The organism is Streptomyces stoeckheimensis, from assembly GCF_045822005.1.
GTDB lineage: Bacteria > Actinomycetota > Actinomycetes > Streptomycetales > Streptomycetaceae > Streptomyces > Streptomyces stoeckheimensis.
The window spans coordinates 3,602,827-3,618,462 of record NZ_CP169550.1 but is presented as its reverse complement, the minus strand read 5'-3'; the positions used below and the strand labels follow the sequence as shown (position 1 = coordinate 3,618,462).

The window sequence follows — 15,636 nt, the reverse complement described above, 5'->3', positions numbered from 1 at the left end:
CTCGGGTCAGCGTCCCGGCAGGGCTGCCCCGCAGAGGAAGGGCAGCAGCAACCGGTTGATCTCCGCGGGGCGTTCCAGGGAGGGGAGATGGCCGGCCCAGGGCAGCTCGACGTGGACGGCTCCGGGCACCAGGGAGGCCAGCTCGGCGGGTACGTCCCGGAATTCGGGGATGTCGTGCGCGCCGCCGATGCCGAGGACGGGGGCGGTGACGGCGGCCGGTTCGAAGGCGGGCTCGGGGAGCTCGTGGTCCCCGTCGGCTCCCTCGGCGCCCCGGAAGTTCCCGAGCTGCATGGCCCGTACGAGGGCGTGTGCGGCCTCATCGGCCTCCGGGCCGAGCCACTGGCGGGCGTTGAGCCCGGCCGCGCCCTCCAGGTCGCCCGCGTCCAGCAGGGCGGCTTCGGCGGCGTTGAAGGCGAGCAGGGCGGGGCCGCGCCGCTGCGCGGGCCGGGCGGGGCAGAGCAGCGCCAGCGCGCTCACCAGCTCCGGCCGCAGCGCGGCCAGCGTCAGCGCGACCCGCCCGCCGTAGGAGGAGCCGACGAAGGCGGCCCGCCGGATGCCGAGGTGGTCCAGCAGCTCCCGTACGTCCCCGTGGTCGCTGTACGGGGCTTCGGCGGCGGGGGAGTCGCCGCAGGTCCGGAAGTCCGCCCGGACCACCCGGAACCCGGCGGCGAGCAGCGGCTGCCACTGCGGCTCCCACATCCGACGGTCGCACACGGAGGAATGCAGCAGAACGACGGCCGGGGCGTCGGCGAGACCGTCCACATCATGAGAAAGGATCATCCGGTGATCTTCCCGGACCCCCCGCCCGCGGACCACCGGGTTTCCCCCGGCGCCGCGTCACATGCTCAGCGCACGCGCCTGGTTGAGCTGGCTCATGACCCACATGTAGGTGCCCGGGTCGACCGCGGGGATCATCGTGGAGTGGTGGCGGCCGCCGCTGTTCACCGTGATCTGGATGTAGCCCGTGGTGCGGCGCTCCTTCATCAGGAGGAAGAGCAGGCCGAGCAGGCAGAAGATGAAGAAGATGACGGCCAGCACGATCGCGTGCGCCGGGATCTTCTCCTCCGTCCGGGAGAAGTCCGTGGCGTTCCAGACCGCGCCCCTGAGCGGCATCGGGCCCGACGGGGTGATGATCTGGTCGCCGGCGATCGTGATGTCGCCCAGGGAGAGTCCGGCGGCCGGGTACCCCATGGGAGCCGTCGGCGGCATCTGGGCCGGAATGCCCGCTCCGCCGATGGTCGGCTGGTAGGCCGGGGGCTGGGGGTAGGGCTGCGGGTAGCCGTAACTCGGAGTCCCGGGCCCCCACTTGTACTCGTCGCCCTGGCCCGGGTCGCTCGCGTAAGGATTCGGCTGCTGCTCACTCATGTGCCCGATGATTCCACAGCATTCGGCGGGCCTGTAGGCCGATTGCCGGTACGCGGAAGGCCCCGCCCCCGGTGCGGACACCGGGGGCGGGGCCTTCGTGCGTCAAGAGATCAGAAGCGGCGCGTGATCAGCGCACGCTTCACTTCCTGGATCGCCTTCGTGACCTCGATGCCGCGCGGGCACGCGTCGGTGCAGTTGAAGGTGGTGCGGCAACGCCACACGCCGTCCTTGTCGTTCAGGATCTCGAGGCGCTGCTCGCCCGCCTCGTCGCGCGAGTCGAAGATGAAGCGGTGCGCGTTGACGATCGCCGCCGGGCCGAAGTACTGGCCGTCGTTCCAGAACACCGGGCACGAGGACGTGCACGCGGCGCACAGGATGCACTTGGTGGTGTCGTCGAAGCGCTCGCGGTCCTCGGCGGACTGCAGGCGCTCGCGCGTCGGCTCGTTGCCCTTGGTGACCAGGAACGGCATGACGTCCCGGTACGCCTGGAAGAAGGGCTCCATGTCGACGACGAGGTCCTTCATCACCGTCAGGCCCTTGATGGCCTCGACCGTGATCGGCTTCTCCGGGTTGATGTCCTTGATCAGCGTCTTGCAGGCGAGCCTGTTCTTGCCGTTGATCCGCATCGCGTCGGAGCCGCAGATGCCGTGCGCGCACGAGCGGCGGAAGGTGAGCGTGCCGTCGAGGTCCCACTTGATCTTGTGGAGACCGTCGAGCACGCGCTCCTTCGGGTCGATCTCGACCTGGAAGTCCTGCCAGGTCGACTCGTCCGAGATCTCCGGGTTGAACCGGCGGATCCGGAACGTGACCGTGATGAACGGCGAGGCGGCGGCCGCCGCCTCCATCTGGTCCGTCTTGCTCAGGGTCGGGGTGGCCATCAGTACTTACGCTCCATCGGCTGGTAGCGGGTGACGACGACCGGCTTGTAGTCCAGGCGGACGGAGTCCTTGCCGTCGTCGCCGACCTCGCGGTACGCCATGGTGTGGCGCATGAAGTTGACGTCGTCGCGGTTCGGGTAGTCCTCGCGGTAGTGACCGCCGCGGGACTCCTTGCGCGCCAGCGCGGACACGGCCATGACCTCGGCCAGGTCGAGCAGGTTGCCCAGCTCGATGGCTTCCAGCAGGTCCGTGTTGAAGCGCTTGCCCTTGTCCTGGACGGACACGTTCAGGTAGCGCTCGCGCAGCTCCGCGATCTTCTCGACCGCGGTCTTGATCGTCTGCTCGGTGCGGAACACCATCACGCAGGCGTCCATCGTCTCCTGGAGCTCCAGGCGCAGGTCCGCGACCCGCTCGTTGCCCGTGGAGTTGCGCAGCCGCTCGACCTGGTCGATGACCTGCTGCGCCGGGTTCTCGGGCAGCTCGACGTAGTCGTTGGCGTGGGCGTACGCGGCGGCCGCGATGCCCGAGCGCTTGCCGAAGACGTTGATGTCCAGCAGCGAGTTGGTGCCCAGGCGGTTCGCGCCGTGCACGGAGACGCAGGCGACCTCGCCGGCCGCGTACAGGCCCGGGACGACGGTGGTGTTGTCCATGAGGACCTCACCCTCGACGTTCGTCGGGATGCCGCCCATGGCGTAGTGCGCGGTGGGCTGGATCGGGATCGGGTCCGTGTACGGCTCGATGCCCAGGTAGGTGCGCGCGAACTCGGTGATGTCCGGGAGCTTCGCGTCGAGCTGCTCCGGCGGCAGGTGCGTCAGGTCCAGGTACACGTGGTCACCGGCGGGACCGCAGCCGCGGCCCTCGCGGATCTCGGTGTAGATGGAGCGCGAGACGACGTCACGGGACGCGAGGTCCTTCATGACCGGCGCGTACTTCTCCATGAAGCGCTCGCCGTCCTTGTTGCGGAGGATGCCGCCCTCACCGCGGGCGCCCTCCGTCAGCAGGATGCCCATGCGCCAGATGCCCGTCGGGTGGAACTGGAAGAACTCCATGTCCTCCAGCGGCAGGCCGCGGCGGTAGCAGGCCGCCTGGCCGTCACCCGTGAGGGTGTGCGCGTTGGAGGTCACCTTGAAGAACTTGCCGGTGCCGCCGGAGGCGTAGATGACGGACTTCGCCTGGAACACGTGGATCTCGCCGGTGGCGAGCTCGTACGCGACCACGCCGGCCGACTTCTTGACGCCGTCCTCCTCGACCAGGAGCTGGTCCAGGACGTAGAACTCGTTGAAGAACTCCACGCCCTCCTTGACGCAGTTCTGGTAGAGCGTCTGGAGGATCATGTGACCGGTGCGGTCCGCGGCGTAGCAGGACCGGCGGACCGGCGCCTCGCCGTGGTTGCGGGAGTGCCCGCCGAAGCGGCGCTGGTCGATGGTGCCGTCCGGGGTGCGGTTGAACGGCAGGCCCATCTTCTCGAGGTCGAGGACCGCGTCGATGGCCTCCTTCGCCAGGATCTCGGCGGCGTCCTGGTCGACCAGGTAGTCACCGCCCTTGACCGTGTCGAAGGTGTGCCACTCCCAGTTGTCGTCCTCCACGTTGGCGAGCGCGGCGGCCATGCCGCCCTGCGCGGCGCCCGTGTGGGAGCGGGTGGGGTAGAGCTTGGTCAGCACGGCGGTGCGGCTGCGCTTCGTCGACTCGATGGCGGCGCGCATGCCTGCGCCGCCCGCCCCGACGATGACGGTGTCGTACTTGTGGATCTTCATTGGTTTCGCCTCAGCCCCGTTGCCTAGCGGATGTTCGGGTCGAAGGTGAAGATCACCAGCGTGCCCAGAAGAATGGTGAACACCGTGGCGGTGTAGAGCAGGCCCTTGAGCCACAGACGCGTGTTGGCGCGCTCCGCGTAGTCGTTGATGACGGTACGCAGACCGTTCGCGCCGTGAAGCATCGCGAGCCACAGCATCAGCAGGTCCCAGCCCTGCCAGAACGGGGAGGCCCAGCGGCCGGCCACGAAAGCGAAGCCGATCTTGGAGACCCCGCCGTCCAGCACGAGCTGGATCAGCAGGTGGCCGAGGACCAGGACGACGAGCACGATGCCCGAGAGGCGCATGAAGAGCCACGCGACCATCTCGAAGTTGCCGCGGGTCGAGCGCGGCGTCTTGCTGGTGCGCTTGCGCGGGGCCTCGATGTACGGCGCCGGGTTGTCGACGTCGTAGAGGGACACGCCCTCCACGTCACCGATGCCCTTTTCGAAAGAAGTGTCAGAAGACATGCGTGTCACTTCCCGAAGAGTTCGAGGTAAGCGTGTCCGAGGACGGGGTACAGGGCCCCGACCATCAGCACGACCCAGATGCCCACCACGGTCCAGAGCATCTGCTTCTGGTAGCGGGGGCCCTTGGACCAGAAGTCCACGGCGATGACACGGAGACCGTTGAGCGCGTGGAACAGGATTGCGGCGACGAGGCCGTACTCCAGCAGCGCGACGATCGGAGTCTTGTAGGTAGCCACGACATCGTCGTACGCCTCGGGTGAGACGCGGACGAGAGCGGTGTCGAGGACGTGTACGAACAGGAAGAAGAAAATGAGGACGCCGGTGACTCGATGAGCCACCCAGGACCACATTCCTTCCCGGCCGCGGTACAACGTTCCAGCCGGCACGGAAAACCCTCCGGAAGCGGGGCGGGGGCCAGCCGGCTTCTTTGTCGGTCGGGCCCGGCCGGGTACGGTCCTCCGGCCCCGGACATCGTAGCGACGCTTTGTCGGTTCCCTCGCGCGGGGGCCATCGGTGTGATCAAACAGGCACGGACGGACTATCCCACAGGGGCGAATAGCCCGAATTCGGCAGCAGATACCCCATCCGCCGAGGTCAGCCAGTGTGTCAGGTCGGCGAGCCGGACCTGCGCGACGCGACGGAGCTCGTCCGCGGAGATCGCGCGCTCTTCGTCCACGTCCAGTTCCATCCGCCGCCGGATCGCGGCCAGCAGCTGGTCCGCCTGCTCCTCCGGGGTGGTCCCGTCGAGGCAGATCACGAAGGCGTGGCCGAAGGACCGCTCGTACTCCCCGTGCGCCGCGTCGAGCGCGAGGACCGCGGCGTACGCGGCCCCGTGCTCCAGTTCCGGCGGGAACTCGCAGGCCAGTGCCTCGGAGAGGTCCGGCTGGGAGAGGTCGTACGAGGCTTCGTCGGCGGCGGCGAGTAGCGCGCCGAAGTCGGGGTAAGGGCGGTGGGCGGCCACCCGGTGGGCCCAGCGCCGGCTGCCGCAGCAGTGCAGCAGGGCGGAGTGGGCGGTATCGGGGGACAGGGCGTTGAACCGTGCGAGCCCGGTGTCGTGAAAGGGACCGGTGCCGTCGAAAGGACCGGTGTCCTCGAAGGGATCGGCGTCGCAGAGGGGATCGGCGTCGTGGAGGGAGGGGGAGCCGTGGGAAGGGTCGGAGCCTCCGCGGGCCTGTGCCGGAAGGTGGCTGGACAGCGGGGGGCTCCTCGTGGCGTGGCGCGGGTGTTCCGCCACGCTATCGACGTGGGGCCGGGTGTGTCGTACCCATTCCGGGTTTTCACTCGGAAGTGAGCCGAAAGGATGACGGGGGCGCGTGTCGGACCGGGCGCGGGGCCGCTCGGGGACCCCTCGGTGGACCGGGGCATGATGGCCGTGAGGACGGCGGAGGAGGGGGAGGGCGACCGAGGCCGCCACCCCCCACAGGAGAGGCCCCGGCCGCCATCCGTCGCGGACTCGTGCGACAAGCCCGCACCCCTGTCAGCGTCTTCGATGCGTTTTGTGTCACACCTCGCTCCGCGCAGGGATGGTTGCGCGTTGTACAACTCGTGGACGAAGGTGCTTGAAAGCCGTAACGTGCTGATTTGCGCCACACAAACGGGACTGTGAACGGGTTGGGGATTTTGCTGGGGGACGACGCGGAGCTGACCACCGCGGTGCTCGCGGCACAAGACGGCGACGAGATCGCGTTCCGTTCTGTGTACCGCGCCGTGCACCCGCGCCTGCTCGGATACGTCCGCACGCTCGTCGGAGACGGCGATGCCGAGGACGTCACCTCCGAGGCCTGGCTGCAGATCGCCCGCGACCTCGACTCCTTCACCGGCGACGCCGACCGCTTCCGCGGCTGGGCCGCCCGCATCGCCCGCAACCGGGCCCTCGACCACATCCGCATGCGCGGGCGCAGGCCCGCCGTCGGCGGGGACGAGACCGAGCTGACGGGCCACGCCGCCGAGTCCGACACCGCCGGCGAGGCCATGGAGTCCCTCGCCACCTGCCGCACGATGGAACTCATAGCTCAGCTCCCGCAGGACCAGGCCGAGGCCGTCGTCCTGCGGGTGGTCGTCGGGCTGGACGCCAAGAGCGCCGCCGAGACCCTGGGCAAGCGCCCCGGCGCGGTGCGCACCGCCGCGCACCGGGGCCTGAAGAAGCTGGCCGAGCTGCTCGGCGCGGAAGAGGACTTCGACCCCGAGGGCGACCCCGATGCGGGCATCGGCTCCGGCATCGGCTCGGCCGTCGGCGTCGGCGCCGGGCGGGGGCGCCGCCTCGGCGATAATGACGGGAGTCGCGCACGGGGCGCCGGGGGCGGACGGGACCTCGACGCCGTACCGGCGCAGCGGGCCCGCGCCGCGGGCCTCGTAGAACAAACCGGTGTGACGGATTCACGTTGGCGGACGCAGAAGGACATGTGATGGCCGACGAGCGCGACAGGTGGCTGGACAAAGCCGCGGCGGACAGACTGCTGCGCGGAGAACCGGCCGCACCTGGCGCCGAGCACTACGTCCAGGCCCGGGCCGAGCGGCTGCGCGCCGCCCTCGACGCACTCGCCGAGCCGCCGCCCGTGGCCGTCGGCGGGCTGCCCGGGGAACTGCGAGGAGAGGCCGCCGCGGTGGCCGCGTTCCGCGCGCGCGGCTCCGTGCTCCGGGCGGAACTGCAGACGAGGGCTCCGGACGCCGCGCTGTTCGGCTCCGCGGACACGGTGGTCGAGCTCGGTACGCCCGCCGGCCCGGCCGGACCGGGACCCCGGCGCGGCCGGCCGGTCCGCTTCGTCCTCGCCGCCGCGGTGGCCGGCGTCGCCGTGGGCGGCCTGGCGGCCGCCGCGGGCACCGGACTGCTGGACCGGGACTCCCGGGACGCCGCCGGCGGGCTGCCGGCCGTCTCGGTGACGGTCGGACCCTCCTCGACGGCCTCGGTGCACGGCCGCTTCGCGGCGCCCCTCGCGCCGCCCCTCACCACCGCGCCGCACGACGGCGAGGGCCCGAGCGGCAGCCCGAGTCCGGGGAACACCCCGGGCACGGAGGGACGTACGACGACGGGACCCGGCGACGCCGCCGGGGCGAGCACCGGTACCGGTACGGAATCGCCCGCGAGCGGCCCGACCGGGGACATGGACGGCCGGGACCGGTCCCGTCAGGGCGGCGTCGACGGCATGAAGACGGACCCGCCCGACGGTTCGGACCGGGACAAGGGGAGCGGCACCGGAGCGGTGGAGCTGTGCAAGGACTACCGGTCCGGGAAGATCGACGAGGCCCGCCGGGAGAAGCTCGTACGCCTGGCCAAGGGGCTGATGCGGGTCCCGCGCTACTGCCAGGGTGTGCTCGACGGGGCCACCGGCGGGGGATCGAGCGGAGAGGTGCCGGGCTCACCCACGGGCCCGGGGTCCCCGTCGCGTTCGCTGGGGCTGGTCCCGGCCGGGACGGCTGCGCCGAAGGCCCCGGATGCGGGCCAGCGCCGCTGAGGACCGGGTACCGGACACTGGCCTGAAACGGTTCGCGCCCCGCCTGTAACACTTTTCGAACCGGTGGCGCAGTACATAACGAGCCGACTGGTCATCGGCCGCGCATGAGCCGGGGTTCCCCCCGTACCCCTGGGCTCTGCGCAACTGGCGCGGGCGGGATTCGTTCCCCCGATCCCGCCCGCGCCCTCAACTTCCCACCTCCGGCGCCCGGGCGGGACGTCCCCCTCCGCCCGGCCGCCCGTGCGTCACCAGTAGACGACGACCTTGTCGCCGACCTGGACCGCGTCGAACAGCGTCGCCAGCTTGGCCTTGTCCCGGACGTTCACACAGCCGTGCGAGGCGCCGGCGTAGCCGCGGGCGGCGAAGTCCGCGGAGTAGTGCACGGCCTGGCCCCGGCTGAAGAACATCGAGTACGGCATCGGCGTGTGGTAGATCGTCGACGTCCAGTCCTTCGCCTTCCACTCCACCTTGAACTCGCCCTCGCGGGTCGGGGTGTTCTCCGAACCGAAGCGCACGTCCAGCGTGGAGACGACCTTTCCGTCGATCATCCAGGCGAGGGTGCGGCTCTCCTTGCTGATGCACATCACGCGGCCCGTCATGCAGCGCGCGTCGGGAGCGTCCGGCTCGTTGACGGTCGGCGGGCGCAGCTCGTCGGCGGTCGGCTTCTTCGTGGCGTTCTGGATCTTCTTCCAGGTGGGCTCGTCCACGCCGCCGGTGGCGGACAGGCCGTTCTTCGACTGGAAGGACTTGACCGCGGCGGTCGTCTTCGAGCCGTAGAAACCGGTCGGAGCGACCGTCATCAGCTTGAGCTGGCGCAGCCGGGCCTGCAGTTCGCGGACCTGCTCGCTGTCGTCGCCGTTCGCCATGACCTGCTTCACGGTCGGCGAGGGCGAGGCGGAGGCGGAGGGCGACGACGACGTGGACGGGGAAGCCGACGGCGAGGCGTCGCCCGGCTTCGCGTCCGTGGACGGCGAGGCGTCGGGAGAGGCGACCGCCGTGGGCGATGCGGGCGCGGAAGAACCGGATCCCGGGTGGGACCCAGCATCCGTCTTCTGCGGTCCGCAGGCGGTCGCGGCGAGCGCGACGGCGGTGGCCAGGCCCAGTGCGCGGATTATTACCTTCTGGCGGTGCATTGCAGTCCCCCGATTTCTACGTGTGTATCTAGGTGATGCCACGTGGGCGTGGTCAGTTGCAGGGACGGCCGCGATGTTGCGCCATTGTGACCAGCGGTCGCCGCGCGGCCGCCGCGGGGACGTTTTATCAGCCCCGAGCACCTCGTAGCTACGAAGGAGCGCGTCACATGGAGCGGCACACCGAGAGCGGGGTCCCGATCGCGCCCGTCTACCGCCCGCAGGACCTCGCCGGCTGGGACCCCGGGACCGAATTGGGGGAGCCGGGGGAGTACCCGTACACCCGGGGCGTCTACCCGACCATGTACACCGGACGGCCCTGGACCATGCGCCAGTACGCCGGGTTCGGTACCGCCGCCGAGTCCAACGCCCGCTACCGGCAGCTCATCGCGGGCGGCGCCGCCGGGCTGTCCGTGGCCTTCGACCTGCCCACCCAGATGGGGCACGACTCCGACGCACCGCTCGCGCACGGCGAGGTCGGCAAGGTGGGCGTCGCGATCGACTCGGTCGAGGACATGCGGGTGCTGTTCGACGGGATCCCGCTCGACCGGGTGTCCACGTCGATGACGATCAACGCACCGGCCGCGCTGCTGCTCCTGCTCTACCAACTGGTCGCCGAGGAGCAGGGGATCGATCCCGGTCTGCTGACCGGCACGGTCCAGAACGACGTGCTGAAGGAGTACGTCGCACGGGGGACCTACATCTTCCCGCCCGGCCCCTCCCTGAGGTTGACGGCCGACGTCTTCCGCTACTGCCGGGCCGAGCTCCCCAAGTGGAACACCATCTCCATCTCCGGCTACCACATGGCCGAGGCGGGGGCCTCGCCCGCGCAGGAGATCGCCTTCACGCTGGCCGACGCGATCGCTTACGTGCGCACCGCGCTGGCCGCCGGGATGGAGGTCGACGCGTTCGCGCCCCGGCTGTCGTTCTTCTTCGTCGCCCGCACCACCCTCCTGGAGGAGGTCGCGAAGTTCCGCGCGGCCCGGCGGATCTGGGCCCGCGTCATGCGCGAGGAGTTCGGGGCCCGGGACCCGAAGTCGCTGATGCTGCGCTTCCACACCCAGACCGCCGGGGTGCAGCTGACGGCGCAGCAGCCCGAGCTCAATCTCGTACGGGTCGCCGTGCAGGGCCTGGCCGCCGTGCTGGGCGGCACCCAGTCGCTGCACACCAACTCCTTCGACGAGGCCATCGCGCTGCCCACCGAGAAGTCGGCCCGCCTCGCACTGCGGACCCAGCAGGTGCTGGCGTACGAGACGGACGTGCCGCACACCGTCGACCCCTTCGCGGGGTCCTACGCGGTGGAGCGGATGACGGACGAGGTGGAGGCGGCGGCGCTGGACCTGATGGCGCGGGTCGAGGCGATGGGCGGGGCGGTGGCCGCGATCGAGGCGGGCTTCCAGAAGGAGGAGATCGAGCGGAACGCGTACCGGATCGCCCGGGAGACCGAGAGCGGCGAGCGCGTGGTGGTCGGGGTCAACCGCTTCGCGCTGGACGAGGAGGAGCCGTACGAGCCGCTGCGCGTCGATCCGGCGATCGAGGACCGGCAGCGGGCGTCCCTCGCCGCCCTGCGGGCGGGCCGCGACGGGGCGGCCGTGGACGAGGCGCTGGCGGCGCTCCGGGAGGCGGCGGCGGGCACGGCGAACGTGCTCTATCCGATGCGGGAGGCGCTGCGGGCCAGGGCCACGGTGGGGGAGGTGTGCGGGGCGCTGCGCGAGGTGTGGGGGACGTACGTGCCGGCTGATTCCGGCTGGTGACCGTGGCTGATTGCGATGTGGTCCCAGTCCTCGGAATCCACTGGCGCGACAGGTGTGTCCTTATGGGACACTCCTGCACATGCTGGGTGTCACAGATCTTCCGACGTACGTCGCCGGCCTGGTGCTGATCATTTTGCTGCCGGGGCCGAACTCGCTCTACGTGCTCTCCGTCGCCGCGCGCGGCGGGGTCCGCCACGGGTACCGGGCCGCCGCCGGCGTGTTCACCGGAGACGCCGTGCTCATGACCCTGGCCGCGGTCGGCGCCGGGGCGCTGCTGCAGACCAGCCCGATCGTGTTCGGCGTCGTCAAAGTGCTCGGCGCCGGGTACTTGAGCTGGCTCGCCATCGGCATGCTGCGGGGCGCCTGGACCATGTGGCGCGCCCGCGGCGAGCGCGCCGGGGCTGGCGAGGGGGCCCCGGAGGCGCCCGTGGGCGAGGCCGAGGCGAAGGCCGGAGAGATCGAGCGGCCCTACCGGCGGGCGCTGCTGATCAGCCTGTTCAACCCGAAGGCCATCCTCTTCCTGATGTCCTTCTTCGTGCAGTTCGTGGACACGGCCTACGCCTACCCGGCGCTGTCGTTCCTGCTGCTCGGCAGCCTGATGCAGATCGGCAGCTTCCTCTACCTGACCACGCTGATCTTCGGCGGGGACCGCCTGGCGGCCACGTTCCGGCGCCGCAAGCGGCTCGCCGCCGGGGCCAGCTCGGCGGCGGGCGTGGTCTTCCTGGGCTTCGCGGCGAAGCTCGCCGTGAGCTGACACGGTTTCGACCGATTCGCCGTACAACCATCGGGCGGCTTCGCCGGTCCCTAGATTGATCAAAGAATCGATCTCGGGGGATCAATGAAGAAGCACATCCGCGCAGTGCTCTGCGCGGGGACGGCGGCGGCGGCCGTGCTGACGGTGCCGGCGGCCGCTCGCGCCGTCGACCCGTTCGCACAGGGGCCCGTCGCGCGCACGGTGACCACGGCGCAGACGGAGACCACGGCGCACACGGGGAGCCGGGCGTCCACGGCGTCCACGGCGTCCACGGTGGACGAGAAGGCGTTCCTCACCTTCGACCACGTGGCGGCCGCGAACGTGGTCTCCCTCGCGTACCCCGACACGGTGGTCTCCGGCTACATCACGGTCCACGACCCCCGCACCGGCTCGACCAAGCCGTTCACGGGAGCCTTCACGGCCAGGACCGGCTCCGTCATCACGCAGCTCGCGACCGACGCGCGGGGGCGCTTCGAGTCCAGGGTCACCGTCTCCGGTGCCGAGAACGGCGACGGAGAGGACTCCTACAAGACCTCCCTCCACCTGGCGGCCGAGGCGGAGAACGGCGCCAGGGGCGAGACGTCCGTACCGGTGCCCGTGGGGGCCGTGACCGCGCGCATCGCCCTGGACTCCCCGACCCTGACCGGCCCCTACGGAACGGACGCCCGGGTCAGCGGAACCGTCACCTGGGAGTCCGCCGACGGCACGTGGAAGCCGGTACCCGCAGGAGCCGCCATCAGCGCGGGCGGGGTGTCCGCCCGCACGGACGACGCCGGCCGCTTCACCGTGGTCCAGCCGCTGCGCGGGGACACCACATGGAAGACGCGGGACAGCACGCCCTGGCTGAGCACCACCAACATGAACGTCACCGTGGACACCACGGCCGGCACCGCCTTCTCCGACTTCACGGCCGAGGCGGACGCGGACAGGAACGTCAAGGTCAAGGCCCGGCTCGACCGCGGTGAGATCCCCGCCGGCGTCACCTCGCTGACGGTGGACGTGCAGTACTCGCCCGACGGCGCGACCGGCTGGACCACCCGCCAGAGCGTGGACGTCGCCACCGGGCCCGGGAACAACGCCCCGGCCCGGGTGGAGACGACGCTGCACTATCCGGGTCCGGGCTTCGTGCGGATGCGGTACGCGGGCACCCCGGACGTCCACGGCTCCGCGACCCCCGCCGTGCGGGCCGTGCGGACCCCGACGGCCGTTCCGGTCTTCAACGCCGCGCCCGAGCCGGTCGGGAAGGGCGGGCCGATCGCGGTCACCGGGAAGCTGACCCGCCAGGAGCAGGCCTGGGAGCCCTTCGCCGGCCAGAGCGTCCACTACTACTTCCGGCCGGCCGGCGAGACGGCCTGGACGCTCATGGGCTCCTCGCAGACCGACGCCGACGGGGCCTTCGCCCGGGAGTTCACGGCCGAGCGGACCGGCTTCTGGACGGCCCGGTACGCACCCGCCGACGCGACCCACTTCCAGGCGGCGAGCCGCGTGGCCGAGGTCGTGGTCACCCCGTAGCGCGCGCCGCCGGGGCGGTGCGGGCCAGTGAGGTGCGGCGCGGCGCGCTAGCCGACCGCCCTGCGCAGCAGCCGGGCCAGCCGGCGGGCGGCGCGGCTGCGGGGCAGGAAGGACAACTGCGCCGGGATGCCGCCGGGCAGGCCCAGGGTGGTCAGCCGGCGGCGGGTGAAGTAGCGCCAGGTGTCCGGGGTCAGGTGTGCCGTCAGCCAGCGTTCGGCCTCCGCGCGGTGCTCCGTCAGGATCTTGGGCTGCATGGTGAAGCCCACCGCCGTGAGCAGGCCCGTCAGTTCCGCCGTGACCCGTTCGGGTCCCGGCGGGGTCCAGGAGCGTACGGCCGCGGGGTCCGCGAGGTCGGGCAGCAGGGCGTCGGCCAGCACGAGCGGGATCCGGTTGCTGTTCGGGTACGGGGACAGGCGCGCGAGGACGGCCCCCGTGCCGGTCCGGGCCACAGGGAGCCCGTACAGCGTGGCGGCGGTGAGCAGTCCCGTGGAGAAGCAGCCGACGACCAGGGCCGGGCGCAGCCGCTCGTAGAGGGTCTCGGCGAGCACCGGGGTGCTCAGCACGGTGAGCCGGACGCCGAGCCGCTCGGCCTCCTCCTCCGCCCGGCGGGAGTAGGCGGCGGGGGCGCTGGGGTGGGGTTTGAAGACCAGCTCGCGGTGGCCCAGCGCGTGCGCGCCCCGGACCATCTCCACGTGCAGTTCCTCCTCCTCGGCGGCCGGCACCAGGTCGAGGGCGGAGAGGTACTGGCCCAGCAGGAGCGCGGGGGCCGCGGAGCCGGGGCCGGAGTCGGTCGCAAGCGCGAGCGTCTCGATCTCCGGTGTCTCCACCGCCGCGTCGAGTTCGCCGATGACCTTGAGGAAGGCGGCGGCCGGGATCGCCTCGGCCCGTACGCCGAACTCGGTCAGCAGCAGCGGCTCCAGGCCCGGTACGAGGTCCAGGTGCAGCACCCGCCGTACGCGCATCCCGAGCGCGGGGTCGAGGCGGAAGCGGGTGGGGCCGTAGCTCATCAGCCCGTCGGCGTAGACCTCTATGGCCGCCCCGGGGAAGAGCCGGCACAGGCTCTGGGCGGGCGGCACCTGGAGCGATTCCACGATCAGCTCGACGCGGTCGGTGCCCAGGTCCCAGGAGGCGCGCAACTGGCGTTCCCACAACGGGACGTCCTCGGCGCGCGGGCTCCAGGTGCTGGGGTGCTGCGGGGCGATGACGGCGTTCCAGTCGAGGACCGCGTCGAAGCGGCTGCTCAGGGCGGCGAAGCCGGGCGCGGCGGTCAGGCCGGGGGTGATCTCGGCGGTGACGGAGTGGTTGCTGGTCAGCAGGATCCGGCGGCCGGCGGGCGGGAAGAGGTCCGCGTCGAGGGCGGCGGCGAGGGTGGCCGTGCCGTAGAGGGTGGAGGCCAGGAAGATCTGGGTGACGTTCACGCCGTCACCGCCGTGCGGCGCCGGAGCCGGCGGAGCAGGGCCGCGCGGTCGGCGTCCATCGAGTCCAGGGTCCGGTCCAGGATCTGCTGCGGCATTCTGCCGAGTGCGGCCGTGCTCATCGAGCGGAGTTTTCTGGCCACGGGTGGTTCGAACCTTTCGATGGACCCGACATGGTGCGCGATAATTGCACAATATGTTCGGACGGCCTTCGGGAGGAGGAGATCGGATTCCCGGTCGGCGGCCGTTTCCGACAGGACTTGATCGAATGCCCGAATGAAATCGAGCTGACGCTCGTCGCCGATTTGTGTCAGCGAGGTGGAAACCCCGCGACGGTAGAAGATCCCGGGCAGACCGACCGGGGCGAAGGACTCCGCCTCCCGGTGCAGCCGCCAGATCCACGGCCGGTCCTCCGCCGTCCGCAGACCGTCCGTGAAGTGCAGCAGCCCGCGGTCCAGCAGCCGCCGGTGGTACATCCCCGCCCAGGCGTACGGATAGTCCACCGAGGTCGCGCGGGCGACGGGCAGGATCGCGGTGCGCGGATCGGCCACGACCGACTCCGGCCCGTAGGGGACGCGCTGGACACTGCGCGTCCTGCCCGTGCACTGGACGTGGTCGGTGCGGACGAAATCGCAGTTCAGGGCCTCGATGGCGGCCAGGGTGCGGGCCAGGTGGCCCGGCGCCAGCCAGTCGTCCCCGTCCAGGAAGGCGATGTACTCCCCGCGGGCCGCGTCCAGACCGGTGTTGCGCGCCGTCGCCAGGCCGCCGTTGCGCTCGTGTCTGAGGTGCACGGCGCCGGGCAGCTCGCGGGCCGCCCGTTCCAGGAGCGCGGGCGTCCCGTCCGTCGAGCGGTCGTCGACGAGCAGGAACTCGAAATCGTCCCGAGCGTTGACTTCGAGGCTTTTCAGGGCATCCGGCGCATACGTCTGCACGTTGAAGAACGGCACGACAACAGAGAGCTTGAGCACTCGCGAGACATTAGAGCGCCGTTCGTCATTCACTGTGGCCCGGACGCGGATTCCATGTGAACGACGCACGGCAGGCACGTTAACCCGCACGCTTTCGCACGGAGTCGGCAGGTTGTTAACCCGCTGTTGTGCGTTCGTTGGGCCGATC

15 protein-coding genes are annotated in these 15,636 nt (G+C 71.1%); 5 read left to right on the top strand and 10 right to left on the bottom strand.

Annotation, left to right across the window (positions count from 1 at the left end):
- Positions 1–6 precede the first annotated feature (6 nt).
- From ACE1OC_RS16110 to ACE1OC_RS16080, 7 genes are all read right to left on the bottom strand, one after another.
- Complete coding sequence (locus tag ACE1OC_RS16110) at positions 7–780, bottom strand: alpha/beta fold hydrolase (RefSeq protein ID WP_407837610.1); 774 nt, start codon at positions 778–780, stop codon at positions 7–9.
- A 57-nt stretch (positions 781–837) separates the two neighbouring features.
- Positions 838–1,365: a hypothetical protein gene (locus ACE1OC_RS16105; RefSeq protein WP_407837609.1), complete on the bottom strand. Its 528-nt coding sequence runs from the start codon at positions 1,363–1,365 to the stop codon at positions 838–840.
- Positions 1,366–1,475: 110 nt separating this feature from the next.
- Complete coding sequence (locus ACE1OC_RS16100) at positions 1,476–2,243, bottom strand: succinate dehydrogenase iron-sulfur subunit (protein ID WP_407837608.1); 768 nt, start codon at positions 2,241–2,243, stop codon at positions 1,476–1,478.
- On the bottom strand, positions 2,243–3,997 hold the full coding sequence (gene sdhA / locus ACE1OC_RS16095; protein WP_266955776.1) for a succinate dehydrogenase flavoprotein subunit: 1,755 nt from the start codon (positions 3,995–3,997) through the stop codon (positions 2,243–2,245). Before sdhA ends, ACE1OC_RS16100 begins: the two co-directional genes overlap by 1 nt.
- Positions 3,998–4,020: 23 nt before the next feature.
- A complete protein-coding gene (locus tag ACE1OC_RS16090) occupies positions 4,021–4,503 on the bottom strand; it encodes a succinate dehydrogenase hydrophobic membrane anchor subunit (protein WP_250744034.1) in 483 nt (160 codons plus the stop codon).
- 5 nt (positions 4,504–4,508) lie between these two features.
- Entirely contained in the window at positions 4,509–4,889 is a 381-nt protein-coding gene (gene sdhC, locus ACE1OC_RS16085) for a succinate dehydrogenase, cytochrome b556 subunit (protein ID WP_266880720.1), read from the bottom strand.
- Between the two features lie 152 nt (positions 4,890–5,041).
- Positions 5,042–5,737 carry a 2-oxo-4-hydroxy-4-carboxy-5-ureidoimidazoline decarboxylase gene (locus ACE1OC_RS16080; protein ID WP_407837607.1) on the bottom strand — a complete coding sequence of 232 codons (696 nt, stop codon included), beginning with the start codon at positions 5,735–5,737 and terminating at the stop codon, positions 5,042–5,044.
- A 386-nt stretch (positions 5,738–6,123) separates the two neighbouring features.
- Between ACE1OC_RS16080 and ACE1OC_RS16075 the strand changes: the two genes are divergently transcribed.
- Positions 6,124–6,909: an RNA polymerase sigma factor gene (locus ACE1OC_RS16075; RefSeq protein WP_407841578.1), complete on the top strand. Its 786-nt coding sequence runs from the start codon at positions 6,124–6,126 to the stop codon at positions 6,907–6,909.
- A complete protein-coding gene (locus tag ACE1OC_RS16070) occupies positions 6,909–7,955 on the top strand; it encodes a hypothetical protein (protein ID WP_407837606.1) in 1,047 nt (348 codons plus the stop codon). Before ACE1OC_RS16075 ends, ACE1OC_RS16070 begins: the two co-directional genes overlap by 1 nt.
- Before the next feature lie 245 nt (positions 7,956–8,200).
- Here ACE1OC_RS16070 and ACE1OC_RS16065 read toward each other — a convergent pair whose 3' ends face one another.
- Entirely contained in the window at positions 8,201–9,088 is an 888-nt protein-coding gene (locus ACE1OC_RS16065) for a L,D-transpeptidase family protein (RefSeq protein WP_407837605.1), read from the bottom strand.
- A 167-nt stretch (positions 9,089–9,255) separates the two neighbouring features.
- Between ACE1OC_RS16065 and ACE1OC_RS16060 the strand changes: the two genes are divergently transcribed.
- From ACE1OC_RS16060 to ACE1OC_RS16050, 3 genes are all read left to right on the top strand, one after another.
- Positions 9,256–10,839 (top strand): acyl-CoA mutase large subunit family protein, encoded by a 1,584-nt coding sequence (locus tag ACE1OC_RS16060; protein ID WP_407837604.1) that lies wholly within the window; start codon positions 9,256–9,258, stop codon positions 10,837–10,839.
- 79 nt (positions 10,840–10,918) lie between these two features.
- Positions 10,919–11,593, top strand: coding sequence for a leucine efflux protein LeuE (gene leuE, locus ACE1OC_RS16055; protein WP_407837603.1), 675 nt, complete (start codon positions 10,919–10,921; stop codon positions 11,591–11,593).
- A gap of 84 nt (positions 11,594–11,677) precedes the next feature.
- Entirely contained in the window at positions 11,678–13,105 is a 1,428-nt protein-coding gene (locus tag ACE1OC_RS16050) for a hypothetical protein (RefSeq protein ID WP_407837602.1), read from the top strand.
- 47 nt (positions 13,106–13,152) lie between these two features.
- Here the strand turns inward: ACE1OC_RS16050 and ACE1OC_RS16045 are convergent, their stop codons facing one another.
- Positions 13,153–14,523, bottom strand: a complete 1,371-nt coding sequence (locus tag ACE1OC_RS16045) for a polysialyltransferase family glycosyltransferase (RefSeq protein ID WP_407837601.1) — start codon at positions 14,521–14,523, stop codon at positions 13,153–13,155.
- Positions 14,520–15,488, bottom strand: coding sequence for a glycosyltransferase family 2 protein (locus tag ACE1OC_RS16040; RefSeq protein ID WP_407837600.1), 969 nt, complete (start codon positions 15,486–15,488; stop codon positions 14,520–14,522). The genes ACE1OC_RS16045 and ACE1OC_RS16040 overlap by 4 nt, the downstream gene beginning before the upstream one ends.
- Positions 15,489–15,636: the final 148 nt, after the last annotated feature.